The following is a 14,583-nucleotide window of genomic DNA, read 5'->3' on the forward strand; positions in this document are numbered from 1 at the left end:
ACAAACGGATCTGACCAGGGACGGGAATGGAATGGGTCACGCAGGGTAGGCTTACCTAACTTTGTCCGTCTTTGCCCGGCCCAGGATCGTGAACGCCAGCCCGGCGCACAGGAAGAGCCCGAGCATGACACATGCCATGGGCACCGCGGTAGCGGAACCGGCCAGCCCGACCAGCGGGGCGGCGGCCGCGCCGAGCGCGAACTGCAGGACGCCCATCAGCGCCGAGGCGCTGCCGGCCACCTGGGCGGGCTGGGAGCCGAGCGCCAGCGCGCCGGTGCCGGGCATGGTCAGGCCCTGGCCGAGCATGATGATGAACAGACCGGCCACGATGCCGGGCAGGCCGAACCCGGCCAGCGCGGCGGCCAGCAGCACCGCGGCGCCCGTCAGCGAGGTGCCGAGGCCGATGCTCACCAGCAGCACGGGAGGCACGCGGCCGGCCAGACGGCCGCCGACCTGCGAGGCGGCGACCAGCGCGAGGGCGTTGCCGCCGAAGATGAGCGAGTACTGCGCGGGCGTGGCGCCGTAGACCTCCTGGAGGACGAACGGCGAACCGGAGATGTAGCCGAACATCGCACCGAAGGCCAGGCCGCCGGTCAGGGCGAAGCCCATGAACCTGCGGTCGCGCAGGAGCTGCCAGAACGTGCGCAGGGTGTGCTTGAGCCCGCCGGACTCGCGCCGCTCGGCGGGCAGCGTCTCGCGTACGCCGGCCAGCACGGCCAGCAGCAGCACCAGGCCCATGATGCTGAGCGCCACGAAGACTCCGCGCCAGGAGGTGAAGGCGAGCAGCTGCGCGCCCGCGATCGGGGCCAGGATCGGGGCGAGGCCGCTGACCAGCATGAGCGTGGCGAAGATGCGGGCGATGGCGGCGCCGTCGTACAGGTCGCGGACGATGGCGCGCACGATGACCAGCGCGGTGCCGCCCAGCATGCCCTGCATCAGCCGGAAGGCGATGAGGGCGGGCACGGAGGGGGCGAACGCGCACAGCAGCGAGGCGGCCATGAACCCGGCGACGCCGATCAGGAGCGGCACCCGCCGCCCGCGTACGTCGCTCACCGGGCCGGCGATCACCTGGCCGACGGAGACGCCGATGAGACAGGCGGTCAGGGTGAGCTGCACCTGCGCGGGGGCGCTCAGCATCTCGGAGGTGATGGCGGGCAGCGCCGGGAGGTACATGTCGATCGACAGCGGGCCGATGGCCGACAGCGCGCCGAGGATCAGCAGCAGCAGCCCGCGGCGGCTTTTACGCTCCTGCCGTACGAGTGTGGGTGGTGCGGTGACGGCTGACGCGGCGGCTTCGGCCACGGACATGCGTGTTCCCCTTCTCCTGCGGTGGTGGCTGTGGCGGCTGGCCCAAGAGAACCGAGGACTAGCAACGGGGTTCTGATCCTCCGAATTCCCGGTCATCTGATAATTACATGTTTTCCGCGGTATTCCAGGGCCTGACGGCTTTTGCGGCGAACGTCACGTCGAACCGCCGCGCGCACCTGGCCGGGACGCGGCACAATGAGGCGCCCGCGAGGCCGCGACCGTCCCTTTCACCTGCGCGCTCACCTGCGCGGCGAACCGCCCCGGGGAGTCCCTAAACTCGTGGCCATGGAATCCCGAGCCGCCGAGCCGGCCCCAGGGCAGGTGCCGGAGCCGGCCGTCGAGATCGCCGGGCTGGTCAAGCGCTACGGCGCCACCACGGCGATCGACGGCCTCACGTTCAAGGCGGGGCGCGGCCAGGTCACCGCGGTCCTCGGCCCCAACGGCGCGGGCAAGACGTCCACGGTCGAGATCTGCGAGGGGTTCCGCACCGCCGACGGCGGCACGGTCAAGGTGCTCGGCCTGGCTCCCACGCGGCCCGAGCTGCGCGCCCGCGTCGGCATCATGCCGCAGGCGGGCGGGGTTCCTCCGGCCGTGCGCTGCGGCGAGTGGCTGCGGCTGGTCTCCCGGTTCTACGCCCATCCGCTCGACCCCGGCGCGCTGCTGGCCAGGCTCGGGCTGAGCGAGCACGCCCGCACCCCGTTCCGGCGGCTGTCGGGCGGGCAGCAGCAGCGGCTGTCGCTGGCCGCGGCCGTCATCGGGCGTCCCGAGCTGGTCTTCCTCGACGAGCCGACGGCCGGGCTCGACCCGCAGGCCCGCCACGCCTGCTGGGACCTCGTCGGCGAGCTGCGCGCGGCCGGGGTGTCGGTGGTGCTCACCACCCACCACATGGACGAGGCCGAGCGGCTGGCCGACCACGTCGTCATCATCGACAGGGGCCGCGTGGTGGCCGAGGGCACCCCCGCCTCGCTGACCGGGGCCGAGCGGCAGCTGCGGTTCAGGGCGCGGCCAGGGCTGGCGCTGGAGGAGCTGCTCAACGCGCTGCCCGCGGGCAGCGCCGCCAAGGAGTCGCCGGCCGGCCACTACATCATCGAGGGCCTGGTCGGGCCCGAGCTGCTGGCGACGGTCACGGCCTGGTGCGCGGCCGAGGGCGTCACGGCCGACGACCTGCGCATCGAGCGGCGCACGCTCGAAGACGTCTTCCTGGAGCTGACCGGCAAGGAGCTGCGATGACCGCCCACACTCCGAGCCGGGGACCGCTCGACTTCACGCCCGCGCCCGGGGCCGCGCCGTTCCCGCGCATGGTGCTGGCGCAGGCCGGCGCGGAGCTGCGGGCGACGCTGCGCAACGGTGAGCAGCTGCTGCTCACGCTGATCATCCCGGTGCTGCTGCTGATCGGCTTCTCCCTCGCCCCGCTGATCGACGTGGGCGGCGGACGGCGGGTCGACTTCCTGGTGCCCGGCGTGCTGGCGCTCGCGGTGATGTCCACCGCCTTCACCGGCCAGGCCATCGCGACCGGCTTCGAGCGCCGCTACGGCGTGCTCAAGCGGCTGGGCGCGACCCCGCTGTCCAGGAGCGGGCTGATGCTGGCCAAGACGGCGGCCGTGGTGGGCGTGGAGGTCGTCCAGGCGGTGGTGATCGTGGCGGTGGGGCTGGCGCTCGGCTGGCGGCCGCACGGGTCGTTCCTGAGCGCGCTGCTGCTCGTCGTGGTGGGCACGGCGGCCTTCAGCGGGCTGGGCCTGCTCATGGCGGGCACGCTGCGGGCCGAGGCCACGCTGGCCGCCGCCAACCTGGTCTACCTGGTGCTGCTGGGGGTCGGCGGGGTGATGTTCCCGCTCAGCGTGTTCCCCGAAGGGGTGCGGCCGGTACTGGAGGCGCTGCCCATCGGGGCGCTGACCGGCGGCCTGCGCGCGGTGCTCGCCGAGGGCGCCGCGCTCCCCCTGGGGCCGCTCGCCGTGCTCGCCGCGTGGGCGGTGCTGTCGCTGGCGCTGGTCTCGCGGACGTTCCGCTGGGAGTGAGAGGCCGCCCGGTGGTCACTCCGGCGCGGCGGCGCGCAGGGCGCCGTAGCGGCGGCGGCTGAGCGCGGCCACCGCCGTCAGCGGCACCGCGGCGGCCGCGGCCAGGCCGAACAGCAGCGCGTACCTGCCGTCCTCGGCCAGCGGGCCGCCCGCCCACGAGGCGACCGCGCTGCCGACGAACAGCGCGCAGGCGAAGAACGCGATGGTGGTCCCCCTGGCCTCGGGCACCACGGCGGTGGCCCAGGTCTGCAGCGAGGAGTGCAGGAACGACCAGCCGCCGCCGAGCAGCAGCGCGGTGGCGGCCACCAGCGGCACGCTGACGTGCACGCTCACCAGGGCGAAGCCGGCGCAGAGCTGCGCGCCGCCGGTCAGCATGAGCGCGGGCGCGGGCCAGCGTCCCGCCAGCGTCTTGACCAGCCGGGAAAAGCCCCACAGGCCCAGCCCGTACGCGGTGATGGCCAGCCCGGCCACGGCGGCGGCGAGCCCGGTGTGCTGGAGCGCGGTGGCGAGGAACGGCATCGCGCCCAGCATGATGGCCCCCTCGGCGAAGGCCAGCCCGAACACCAGCAGCGCCCACGGCTGCCCGAGCACCGCCCGCAGGTGCCCGGCGACGCCCCGGCCCGCCCCGGCGTGCGCGGGCGGCTCCGGCAGCGCGCGCAGCGACAGCGCGCAGGCCAGCGCGCACGCGGCGGGCACGGTGAAGGCCACCCGCCAGTCCACCAGGCCCGCGACGGCCCCGCCGAGGCCGGTGGCCAGCGCGGTGCCGAGCGCGGCCGCGGCCATGAGATCGGTGAGCGCGCGCTGGCGCACGTCGGGCGCGACGGTGTCGCCCACGTACGTCAGGCTCGTGGGGATGACCGCGCCGAAGCAGGCGCCGGTGACGACCCTGGCCAGCACCAGCGCCCACAGCACCGGCATCAGCGCGGAGACCGCGCCCGCGGCGGCGGCGCCGGACAGCGCCCAGCGCATCACCCGCACCCGCCCGAACCGGTCGGACAGCAGCCCCCACAGCGGCTGCGTCAGCCCGTACGCCAGGTAGTAGCCGCTGGCGGCGGCGACCGAGGCCGACAGCGGGACGTCCAGGTCGGCGGCGATGAGCACGAGCATGGGGCTCACCGCGAACCTGTCGAAGCTGCTGACGAACGAGGAGACGGACAGTGCCAGCGGCGGCCGGGCGGGCTTCGCCGGCGTGGTGGGGGCTTTCATCGGTCCTTGGTGTTCTGTCCGGAAATTGCAGCCAACCGTCAGTAGTACCACCTCACGCAGGGACATGTCGTCTGACCTGGGTAAGCTCTGACGGTTGTCCCGTTAGGATCCCGAGGAGTTCCGTGACCGACTTCGCCCTCGACGACCCGCTCGACCGCGGACGCCGCCTGCCCGGCCCCGGCAACCTGCTGCGCACCGCCGCCGACGCCATCCCGCCATCGGGGCTGGTGCTGCTCGGCATCTTCTCGGTGCAGCTGGGCGCGGCGTTCGCCAAGGAGCTGTTCGCGTCGCTGCCGCCGAGCGCGGTGGTGTTCCTGCGCATCGCGGCCGGTGCGCTCATCCTGGGGGCGTTCGTCCGGCCGAGGCTGAAGGGGCTGAGCGCGCGCGATTGGGCCGTGGGCGCCGGCTTCGGCGTCACCCTCGCGCTGATGAACCTCGTCTTCTACGAGGCGCTGGCGCGGCTGCCGATGGGCATCGCGGTGGCGATCGAGTTCCTCGGGCCGCTCGGCGTCGCGGTGGCGGCCTCCCGGCGGCGCATCGACCTGCTGTGGGTCGCGCTCGCCGGGGCCGGCGTGGTGCTGCTCGCGCCCTGGGGCGAGTCCGAGACCGTGAGCTGGGCCGGCATCGGGTTCGCGCTCATGGCGGGCGTGTTCTGGGCGGCTTACATCCTGCTGTCGTCGGCGGCCGGGCGGCGCTTCCCCGGCACGACCGGGCTCGCGTTCGCCATGATCGTCTCGACCGTGGTGATCGCGCCGGTCGGCGTCACCACCGGCGGCGCCGACCTGCTGCAGCCCGAGCTGCTGCTGATCGGGCTCGGCGTGGGGCTGCTGTCGTCGGTGATCCCCTACTCGCTGGAGCTGCAGGCGCTGCGGCGGATGCCCAAGCACGTCTTCGGCATCCTGATGAGCCTGGAGCCCGCCGCCGCGGCGCTGATCGGCGTGCTGCTGCTGGGCGAGATCCTGCACGTGCAGCAGTGGGCCGCGATCGTGTGCATCGTCGCCGCCAGCCTCGGCTCCACCAGGACGGGCAGGACGAGCGGCTGACGGATCGGATGATGGGGCCGCCGCGCGCCCGTGGGATGGGGTCTCTCGGGCGCGCGGCGGAGGGCTCGGCTCGGTGGGCGGGGTGCGCCGAGCCCGCGAAGGTCAGCGGAGTGCGGGAGTCCGCTTGACCAGGCATGCGCCACCGGCGGATGCGGGCACGGCCGATCCGTCGTGGTGAGAATGATGGGACCACCGGCGTGCACCGCTCGGGCGGCCCGCATCGAGATTACCTCGATCGGGGAGTGCTCGATCCCCGAATGTCAGAACTTGCGGCCAGTGCAGCGTTCGGGGGTGATTTCCCGCTCGTACGGATTCGCCCGGGTCAGTGCTCCGCCCAGATGCCGCGCACGTGGCCGATGTGCTCGGCCATCAGGCGTTTCACCGCCTCGCTGTCGCCGCTGCTGAGCGCGTCGAGCAGCTGGAGGTGCTCCCTGGCCGAGTCGGTCAGCGTGCCGCGCTCCGAGAGCTGCGACAGGCCGTACAGCCTGGCCCTGTTGCGCAGGTCGCGCACCACCGACACCAGGTGGGAGTTGCCGCTCAGCGACAGCAGTTCCACGTGGAAGCGCAGGTCGGCGTCCACGTACGCGAGCAGGTCGCCGCGCTCGCTGGCCGAGACGATCTCCTCGGCGATCGGCCGCAGCCGCTCGAACTCCTCGGCCCGGGAGCTGTCGGCCAGCCGCGCGACCGTCGGCACCTCGATGAGCTGGCGGATCTCCGTCAGCTCGTCGAGGTCGCGGTCGGACAGCTCGGTCACCCGGAAGCCCTTGTTGCGCACCGCCTCGACCAGGCCCTCCTTGGCCAGGTCGAGCATCGCCTCGCGGACGGGCGTCGCGGAGACGCCGAACTGGGCGGCCAGCACCGGGGCGGAGTAGACCACCCCTGGCCGCATCTCACCCGTGATCAGCGCGGCCCGCAACGCGTGCGCGACCTGCTCGCGCAGGCTCTGGCGCTCTCCCACCATCGGCAGATCCAGCCGGTCCTCGGCAGCCATCCGCCCATCCCTTCTATGTCCACGCCTCGTAAGCGGCAGCCGCGACCACGAGGTCCTCCCACGCCATGCCGGTGCTCTTGAACACGCGCGGCCCCGGGCCCGCGACGACCCTTCCGGCGATCAGGTCGGCGAGGTTACCGGCGAGATGACGAGAGGTGATGGTACCCCGGCCGATCGGGACGAGCAGATCTCCCGCTTCTTCCAGGGCCGCCGCCCTCGCCTCGACGACCACGGTGGCGCGCGCGACGAGGTCGCCGTCGAGCTCGCGGGCGTCCGGCTCGTGGGAGCCGACGGCGACGACGGTCACGCCGTCGCGGGCGAGCTTACCGGGGAACAGCGGGGTCCTGGCGGTGGTGCAGCACGCGACGAGGTCGGCCGCCGCGACCGCCTCGGCCACGGCGGCTTCCACCGCGATCTCGCCGTCGTCCGCCGGACCCGCCGCCCGATCCGCGGCGGAAGCCGCCGCCGGCTCCGGCGCGGCATCCGCCGCCTGACCGGCCGTGACGGCGGGGTCGCGGCCGGTCAATGCGCGGGCCTTCAGGCCCAGCTCGCGGCAGCGGCCCGCGAGCGCCTCCGCGCGCCCGGCGTCGCGGCCGATCACCGTGACCTCCTCGACCGGCCGTACCGCGCGCAGCGCCAGCACGTGCCCGTACGCCTGCGGCCCGCTGCCGAACACCACCAGCCGCCGCGCGTCCTGCTCCGCCAGGTGCCGCACGGCCAGGGCGGAGACGGCGGGCGTGCGCAGCGAGGTGAGCGCGATCCCGTCCATGGCCGCGAGCGGCGCCAGGGTGTCGCCGTCGAACAGCAGGTACGTCCCCTGGATCCGGGGCAGCCCGCGCCCGGGGTTGGCCGGGGCGATGGAGACGACCTTGACGCCCGCGTACGTGCGGGTCGCGGCGGGCATGAGCAGCAGCTGGCCCGCGGCCACGTCCACGATCGGCCGCTGCGGGGTGTCCTCGGGGTCGAGGCCCGCCCGCAGCGCCTCCTCCAGCACGTCCACGGCCCGCCCCATCGGCACCAGCCGCTCGACGGCGGCCGCGTCGAGGTAGGGCAGCCCGCCCATGGCGGCGCCCACCGGGTCGCCGGCCGGGCCGCTCATCGGAGCGTGAACCCGGTCGGGAACGGGTCGGCCGGGTCGAGCTCGAAGGTGTGCCGTCCCGTCCGGTACGCGGTGCCGTCGATCTCCACCACCACGCCGCCGGCCGTCCGCGCGGCCACGCGGGCGGTGAAGACGCTGCCGACGACGCTCTCGTGCACCAGCGTCGCGGTGCCGTCGGCGTCGTGCAGCAGCGCCATCCTGGCCGCCGTGCCGGAGCCGCAGGGCGAGCGGTCCACCTCGCCGTCGGCGAAGACGGTGACATTGCGCTGGTGCCTGACGCCGTCCACGTCCGGCAGCTCCTCGTGGAAGATCACGCCGTACACGCCGGAGAGCCGCTCGTCGGACGGGTGCCTGGTGGCGGGGTGCCCGGCCAGCGCGGCCTTGATGCGGCGGGCGTGCCCGATGAGCGCGTCCAGGTGCCGCGGCTCGACGGTCAGCCCGAGGCCGGCGGCGGGCAGCGAGGCGTAGACGGCGCCGCCGTAGGCGAGGTCCACGCGGACGTCGCCCGCCTGCACGCCGCGGTCCAGGACGAAGGAGGGGACGTTGACGAACGTCACCGCGTCCACGCGGCCCGCGACGGTGCGCACGCGGGCGGTGACCCGCCCCGACGGCACGTCGACCACCACGTCGGTCACCCCGTCGGGCGGCGCCGCCACCAGGCCCTCGTGCACCGCGTACGCGCCGAGCGCGATCGTGCCGTGCCCGCACGCGGTGGAGAAGCCGTCCTTATGCCAGAACAGCGCGCCCAGGTGCGCGCCGTCGTCGTCGGGCGGCACCGGGAAGCAGCCGTACATGTCGGCGTGGCCGCGCGGCTCGAGGCACAGCAGCCGCCGCACGTCGTCGAACTCGGCCATCGCGGTGGTGCGCCGGTCGAGCACGCAGGACCCGGCGATCTCCGGCACGCCGCCGGTGACGATGCGGAACGGCTCGCCGGCCGTGTGGTAGTCGATCGTCGTGATCACAGCGGCCGCCTCACAGCTCGAAACCGGCCGGGAACGGGTCGCGGGGGTCGAGGAAGTACTGGGCGGTGCCGGTGATCCAGGCCCGCCCGGTGATCGACGGCAGGACGGCGGGCCGTCCGCCCACCTCGGTCTCCTCCAGCACGCGGCCGATGAAGCGGGTGCCGATGAACGACTCGTTGACGAAGTCCTTGCCCACCTCCAGCTCGCCGCGCGCGTGGAGCTGCGCCATGCGGGCGCTGGTGCCGGTGCCGCAGGGCGAGCGGTCGAACCAGCCCGGGTAGATGGCCATGGCATGGCGGGAGTGCACGGCGTCGGAGCCGGGCGCGGCGAAGTACACGTGGTGGCAGCCGCGGATGCGGTCGTCCTCGCGGTGCACCGGCTCGTCGGCGGCGTTGATCGCCTCCATGGTCTTCAGGCCGGCGGCGATGATCTCGTTCTTGGCGGCGCGGTCGAACGGCAGGCCGTAGTCGTCGAGGTTGACGATGGCGTAGAAGTTGCCGCCGTAGGCCAGGTCGTACGGGATCTCCCCGAAGCCCGGCACGCTCACCTTGGCGTCCAGCCGGTCGCAGTAGGAGGGCACGTTGCGCAGCGTCACCGACATGGCCATACCGTCCTCGACGGCGACGTCCACCTCGACGAGCCCGGCGGGCACCTCCAGACGCACGGTCGTGACGGGCTCGACCACCTCGACCATGCCGGTCTCGACCAGTACGGTCGCCACGCCGATGGTGCCGTGGCCGCACATCGGCAGCAGCCCGGACACCTCGATGAACAGCACGCCGAAGTCCGCGTCCGGCCTGGTGGGCGGCTGGAGGATGGCGCCGCTCATGGCCGAGTGACCGCGCGGCTCGGTCATCAGCAGGGTCCTGATGTGGTCGAGGTTGTCGCGGAAGTAGACGCGCCGCTCGGCCATGCTCGCACCCGGGATGACGCCGATGCCGCCGGTGATGACCCGGGTCGGCATGCCCTCGGTGTGGGAGTCGACGGCGTGGAAAACGCGCTTTGTCCTCATCGCAGCCCTTCTGCCAGTGCCTTCTCCGTCGCCGCGCGCACCACGGCGGCCTGCTCCTCGGTGAGCGGCTGCCTGGGCGGCCGGCACGGACCGCCGTGACGGCCCGCCAGGTCCATCGACAGCTTGATGGCCTGGACGAACTCCGTCTTGGAGTCCCAGCGAAGCAGCGGGTGCAGGCTCCGGTAAAGGGGCAACGCCGTGTCGAGGTCACGGGCCACCGCCGCGCGGTAGAGGGCGGAGCTGGACTGCGGCAGCGCGTTGGGGTAGCCGGCGATCCACCCCTTCGCGCCGGCGATCGCGAGTTCGAGCAGCACGTCGTCGGAGCCGATCAGCAGGTCGAGCTCGGGGGCCAGCTCGGCGATCTCGTACGCGCGCCGCACGTCCCCGGTGAACTCCTTGACCGCCACGATCAGCCCCTCCTCGTGCAGCCTGGCCAGCAGCGCGGGGGTGAGGTCGACCTTGGTGTCGTAGGGGTTGTTGTAGGCCACGATCGGCACGCCCGCCCGGGCGACCTCGCGGTAGTGCTGCAGGACGGCCCGCTCGTCGGCCCGGTAGGCGTTGGGCGGCAGCAGCAGCACCGATCCGCAGCCCGCCGCGGCCGCCTGCTCGGCCCAGCGGCGGGACTCGGCCGCGCCGTACGCGCCCGCCCCCGCCATGACGTTGGCGCCGCCCACGGCCTCGACCGCGGTCTCGATCACCTTGATCCGCTCGCCGGGGGTGAGCGTCTGGTACTCGCCGAGCGAGCCGTTCGGCACGACGCCGTCGCAGCCGTTCTCGATCAGCCAGCGGCAGTGCTCGGCGTAGCGGTCGTAGTCGACCGACAGGTCCTCGCGCAGGGGCAGCGCGGTGGCGACCATGACGCCGTGCCAGGGCTTGCTGCGGTTGTCCATCAGGGCAGTCCTCCAGAGGGTCGGCGAGCGGTGCTCTCGTCTTGGTCGGTGGTGAGCTCGGCCAGCGCGCCCAGCGTCACCGGCTGGGCGATCGGGCGGCGCGGCGGCTGCGGCGGCTCCCCGGCCAGGCAGGAGACGGCGTAGCCGCAGATGCGGCCCTGGCACCAGCCCATGCCGGGGCGGGCCAGGAGCTTGACGGCGCGGGCGCCGGTGGCGCCCAGTGCCTGCGCTTCGCGTACACGCGCCAGCGGCACCTCCTCGCAGCGGCACACGAGCGTGTCGTCGCGCAGCCACGTGCGCCAGCCCGGCATGACGGGGTACGCCCGCTGCAGCGCAGCCCCGAAGGCACGCCCGCGCTCGCGCCGCCTGGCGAGCACCGCGGGCACGCCGTCGGGCCCCGCCGTGGCAGGGCGGCCCGCGTCGGCGGCGATGGCGTACCCGGCGACGCGGCCCTCGGTCTCGGCGGGCCGCCATCCGGCCACGCCGGTGGGCTCGCCGGCCGCCCAGACGCCGGGCACGCTGGTGCGCAGGGCGGCGTCCACGGCGAGCACCGGGCTGCCGTCGGCGTCGTGCCTGGTGGCGCAGCCGAGCTGGGTGCCCAGCTCGATCTGCGGGACGAACCCGTAGCCGACGGCCACGGTGTCGCACTCGACGACGCGGGTGGCGAGCACGTTCCACGCGGCGTCGAGCCTGGCCAGGGTGACGGCCTCGACCTCGCGATCGCCGTGCGCGGCGACGACGGCCTGGCGGGTGCGGTACGGCACCCGGTGGCGGGCCAGCGCGGCGGCGTACCCGGCGGCCTCGCCCGCCTTGGACAGCGCGTGCAAGGGGTGCCTGGCCAGACCGAGCCCGCCGTTCGCCTCGTGCACGCCGAGCACCCGCGCTCCGGCGGCGGCCAGCCCGGCGGCGACCGGCAGCAGGAACGGCCCGGTGCCGGAGACCACGACGCGCCGTCCGGCCACCACGCCCGAGCCCTTGAGCAGCGCCTGCGCGCCTCCGGCCGTGAGCACGCCGGGCAGGTCCCAGCCGGGGAACGGCAGCGGCCTGTCGTGCGCGCCGGTCGCGATCAGCAGCCTGCGGCCGCGCAGCTCGGCGACGCGCTCGCCGTCCCCGTTGCGCGTGACGCAGCGCAGGACGAGGTCGCCGTCCGGCTCGCGGGAGACGTTCCACGCCTGGTGGCGCAGCAGCACGTCGGCGCGCGCCTCCAGGGCCCGCGCCTGGCGCAGGAACCTCGCGAGATCCGGCTTCGCGCCCGGCCCTGTCTCGTCCGCGGCGGTGTGGCGGAAGTACTGGCCGCCGAGCCGCTGACCGGAGTCCACCAGGGCCACCCGCAGCCCGGCCAGGGCCGCCGTCAGCGCGCCCGCCACGCCGGCGGGCCCGCCGCCGGCCACGAGGAGGTCGTACGTCACGCCGTCGTCACCTCGTCTCCCGGCGCCGCCTCCAGCAGGCACGCCCGCTCGGGCGGCCGCCCGTTGACCGAGATCAGGCAGTCGAAGCAGACCCCGATGCCGCAGAACAGCCCGCGCGGCCGCCCGCCGAACCTGGTGCTGCGCCACGACCGCACGCCGGCCGCGTGCAGGGCCGCGCCGATGGTCTGGCCGGGCACGACCGGCACCTGCCGGCCGCCCACGGTGATGTGGAACGTCATGCGGCCTCCTTCGCGAAACGGTCGGGGCGGAAGGGGTGGAGGTCGAGCGCGGGCTTGTCGCCGGTGAGAAGCTGGGCGAGCAGGTGCCCGGTGGCGGGTGCGAGCCCGATGCCGGCGCCCTCGTGCCCGCACGCGTGGTAGAGCCCTGGGACCCGCGGGTCCGCGCCGATGACGGGCAGGTGGTCGGGGCAGTACGGCCGGAACCCGCAGTAGGACCTGATGGCCCGGATCCCGCGCAGCGCGGGGAACAGCTCGACGGCCTGCCGCGCCAGCTTGGCGAGCACGGGCACGGAGGTGGTGCGGTCGAAGCCGACGCGCTCCCTGCTGGCGCCGATGAGCACGGTCCCGGCGGGGGTGCCCTCGATGACGGCCGAGGTCTCCAGGCCCGCGTTGTCGCTGGCGACGTTGGTGACGTAGGCCGCGGTGTAGACCTTGTGCCTGATGAGCGGCTCGCGCAGCGGCTCGGTGACGAGGATGAAGCCGCGCCTGGGCAGGATCGGCAGCTCGACGCCGGCCAGCGCGGCGATCTCGCCGCCCCAGGTGCCCGCCGCGTTGACGACGGCGTCGCCGAGCACGTCGCCCTTGGTGGTGCGCACGCCGGTGAGCCGGTCGCCGGAGCGCAGGAAGCCGGTGACCTCGGCGCCGAGGTGCAGCCGTAGCGTGCCCTCGCCGAAGCTCTCGGCGGCGTGCCTGAGCAGGCGTGCGGCGGCGAGCATGGGCTGGACCTGCGCGTCCTGCGGGTAGAAGACCCCGCCGGCCAGCTCCGGCGTCAGGTGCGGCTCGTAGTCGCGCAGCTCGGACGCCTGGACGAGGGTGTGCTCCACGCCCTGCTCGGCGGCCAGCTCGGTGAGCGCCGCCATGACCTTGCCGGTCTCGGCGACGACGAGCCCGCCCTTCGGTTCGAACTCGAAGCCGCCGTACCCGGCCAGCTCGCGCCACAGCCCGTTGGACAGCACGGCGAGCTCCAGCTCCGGCCCCGGCTCCTTGTCGGAGACCAGCACGTTGCCCTCGCCCGAGCCGGTCGTGCCCGCGGCCACGGAGCCGCGGTCGATCACGGTCACGTCGAGGCCCGCGCGCGCGGCGTAGTAGGCGCAGGCCGCGCCCACGACTCCGGCGCCGACGACGATGACGTCGGACATCACCACCTCCTTCCAGTAATATGTCACATACCTTGTAATGGTGAAAGACCGGGACGGCGAGCCGCCCGGTGGCCGGTGGCGGGACCGCCTGTCACGGCCCCTACCATCGATGGCGTGAAGCTACCCGCCGACAGCACCAACCCCTTCGTCCGGCTGCTGCGCTCCTTCCTCGCCCCGACCGAGCGGTCGATGCGGGCCTGGGCGCTGGCGTCCGTGGTGGTCAACGCCGGCATCACGGTCACCGGGGCCGGCGTGCGCGTGACCGAGTCGGGGCTGGGCTGCCCGACCTGGCCGCGATGCACTCCCGACAGCTTCGTCCCGGTCGTGCACGCCGATGTCGACCCGCTCAACATGGCGGTGGAGTTCGGCAACCGGCTGCTGACGTTCCTGGTGCTGGCGGTGGGCGTGGCGTGCGTGCTCGCGGCGCTGCGGCTGTCGCCCCGGCGCTCCTCGCTGGTGCGGCTGGCCTGGCTGCAGCCGGTCGGCATCGTCGCCCAGGCGCTGTGGGGCGGGCTGGTGGTGGGCACCATGCTCAACCCGTTCACGGTGGGCATGCACTACCTGATCTCCAGCGGCCTCATCGCGGCCTGCTGGCTGCTGTACGCGCGCTCGGGCGAGGGCGACGCCCCCATGCGGCGCATCACGCACCGCGACGTCAGAAGGCTCGGCCACGTGCTGCTCGCCGCCGTGTTCGTGCTGCTGGTGGTGGGCGTCGGGGTCAGCGGCACCGGCCCGCACTCGGGCGACGAGCTGGCCTCGCGCTTCGACTTCGACATCGAGGTCATCGCCCGGCTGCACGCCGACATCGCCTACGTCGTGGTCGGGCTGACGTTCGCGCTGCTGTTCGCCCTCCACGTGACCAACGGGCCCCGGCCCGCCCGCCGTGCCGCGCTCGCGCTCTTCGGAGCCGAGCTGCTGCAGGGCCTGATCGGTTACACGCAGTGGTTCCTCGCCGTGCCGGCCCTGCTGGTGCTGCTGCACGTGCTCGGCTCGACCCTGGTGTGGACCGCCACGCTGCGGGTCGTCACCTCGCTGCGCGCCCGCGACCGCGAGCCCGCCCCCGCGACCCGCTCCCCCACCGAAGCAGCCGCCACCCTCTGACCGCGACCCACTCCCACCGGAACGACCACCACCCTCTGACCGGAACCCACTCCCCCACCGGAAAGACCGACGCCCTCTGACCGGAACCCACTCCCCCACCGGAAAGACCGACGCCCTCTGATCGGATATGCCAGGGTTTATGGGAGATGTCCGCCACTCCCCCGGTCCT

14 protein-coding genes are annotated in these 14,583 nt (G+C 74.0%); 4 read left to right on the forward strand and 10 right to left on the reverse strand.

The window, feature by feature from the left end:
• Window positions 1–51: 51 nt before the first annotated feature.
• A complete protein-coding gene (locus AB0K67_RS27140; RefSeq protein ID WP_364065730.1) occupies window positions 52–1,308 on the reverse strand; it encodes a multidrug effflux MFS transporter in 1,257 nt (418 codons plus the stop codon).
• A 321-nt stretch (window positions 1,309–1,629) separates the two neighbouring features.
• Here AB0K67_RS27140 and AB0K67_RS27145 point away from each other — a divergent pair, with 321 nt between their 5' ends.
• Both AB0K67_RS27145 and AB0K67_RS27150 read left to right on the forward strand, forming a co-directional pair.
• On the forward strand, window positions 1,630–2,538 hold the full coding sequence (locus AB0K67_RS27145) for an ABC transporter ATP-binding protein (RefSeq protein WP_364065950.1): 909 nt from the start codon (window positions 1,630–1,632) through the stop codon (window positions 2,536–2,538).
• Window positions 2,535–3,323: an ABC transporter permease gene (locus AB0K67_RS27150; RefSeq protein ID WP_364065733.1), complete on the forward strand. Its 789-nt coding sequence runs from the start codon at window positions 2,535–2,537 to the stop codon at window positions 3,321–3,323. Before AB0K67_RS27145 ends, AB0K67_RS27150 begins: the two co-directional genes overlap by 4 nt.
• Window positions 3,324–3,338: 15 nt before the next feature.
• On the opposite strand, the gene AB0K67_RS27155 is transcribed toward AB0K67_RS27150, so the two are convergent.
• Window positions 3,339–4,529, reverse strand: coding sequence for an MFS transporter (locus AB0K67_RS27155; RefSeq protein ID WP_364065736.1), 1,191 nt, complete (start codon window positions 4,527–4,529; stop codon window positions 3,339–3,341).
• A gap of 122 nt (window positions 4,530–4,651) precedes the next feature.
• Between AB0K67_RS27155 and AB0K67_RS27160 the strand changes: the two genes are divergently transcribed.
• A complete protein-coding gene (locus tag AB0K67_RS27160) occupies window positions 4,652–5,572 on the forward strand; it encodes an EamA family transporter (RefSeq protein ID WP_364065739.1) in 921 nt (306 codons plus the stop codon).
• 322 nt (window positions 5,573–5,894) lie between these two features.
• Here AB0K67_RS27160 and AB0K67_RS27165 read toward each other — a convergent pair whose 3' ends face one another.
• The 8 genes from AB0K67_RS27165 to AB0K67_RS27200 are packed head-to-tail and all read right to left on the reverse strand — an operon-like array spanning window position 5,895 to window position 13,340.
• A complete protein-coding gene (locus AB0K67_RS27165; protein ID WP_364065742.1) occupies window positions 5,895–6,563 on the reverse strand; it encodes a GntR family transcriptional regulator in 669 nt (222 codons plus the stop codon).
• A gap of 13 nt (window positions 6,564–6,576) precedes the next feature.
• Window positions 6,577–7,662, reverse strand: a complete 1,086-nt coding sequence (locus AB0K67_RS27170; RefSeq protein WP_364065745.1) for an ornithine cyclodeaminase family protein — start codon at window positions 7,660–7,662, stop codon at window positions 6,577–6,579.
• Window positions 7,659–8,624: a proline racemase family protein gene (locus AB0K67_RS27175; RefSeq protein ID WP_364065748.1), complete on the reverse strand. Its 966-nt coding sequence runs from the start codon at window positions 8,622–8,624 to the stop codon at window positions 7,659–7,661. Before AB0K67_RS27175 ends, AB0K67_RS27170 begins: the two co-directional genes overlap by 4 nt.
• Before the next feature lie 10 nt (window positions 8,625–8,634).
• Window positions 8,635–9,636, reverse strand: coding sequence for a proline racemase family protein (locus AB0K67_RS27180; RefSeq protein WP_364065750.1), 1,002 nt, complete (start codon window positions 9,634–9,636; stop codon window positions 8,635–8,637).
• On the reverse strand, window positions 9,633–10,526 hold the full coding sequence (locus tag AB0K67_RS27185; protein WP_364065753.1) for a dihydrodipicolinate synthase family protein: 894 nt from the start codon (window positions 10,524–10,526) through the stop codon (window positions 9,633–9,635). The genes AB0K67_RS27180 and AB0K67_RS27185 overlap by 4 nt, the downstream gene beginning before the upstream one ends.
• Complete coding sequence (locus AB0K67_RS27190; RefSeq protein ID WP_364065756.1) at window positions 10,526–11,935, reverse strand: FAD-dependent oxidoreductase; 1,410 nt, start codon at window positions 11,933–11,935, stop codon at window positions 10,526–10,528. Before AB0K67_RS27190 ends, AB0K67_RS27185 begins: the two co-directional genes overlap by 1 nt.
• On the reverse strand, window positions 11,932–12,174 hold the full coding sequence (locus AB0K67_RS27195; protein WP_364065759.1) for a (2Fe-2S)-binding protein: 243 nt from the start codon (window positions 12,172–12,174) through the stop codon (window positions 11,932–11,934). Before AB0K67_RS27195 ends, AB0K67_RS27190 begins: the two co-directional genes overlap by 4 nt.
• Window positions 12,171–13,340: an FAD-binding oxidoreductase gene (locus tag AB0K67_RS27200; protein ID WP_364065762.1), complete on the reverse strand. Its 1,170-nt coding sequence runs from the start codon at window positions 13,338–13,340 to the stop codon at window positions 12,171–12,173. Before AB0K67_RS27200 ends, AB0K67_RS27195 begins: the two co-directional genes overlap by 4 nt.
• Before the next feature lie 87 nt (window positions 13,341–13,427).
• Here AB0K67_RS27200 and AB0K67_RS27205 point away from each other — a divergent pair, with 87 nt between their 5' ends.
• Entirely contained in the window at window positions 13,428–14,414 is a 987-nt protein-coding gene (locus AB0K67_RS27205; RefSeq protein WP_364065765.1) for a COX15/CtaA family protein, read from the forward strand.
• The last annotated feature ends 169 nt before the right edge of the window (window positions 14,415–14,583 follow it).

It is taken from the genome of Nonomuraea sp. NPDC052634, assembly GCF_040678535.1.
Lineage (GTDB): Bacteria > Actinomycetota > Actinomycetes > Streptosporangiales > Streptosporangiaceae > Nonomuraea > Nonomuraea fastidiosa.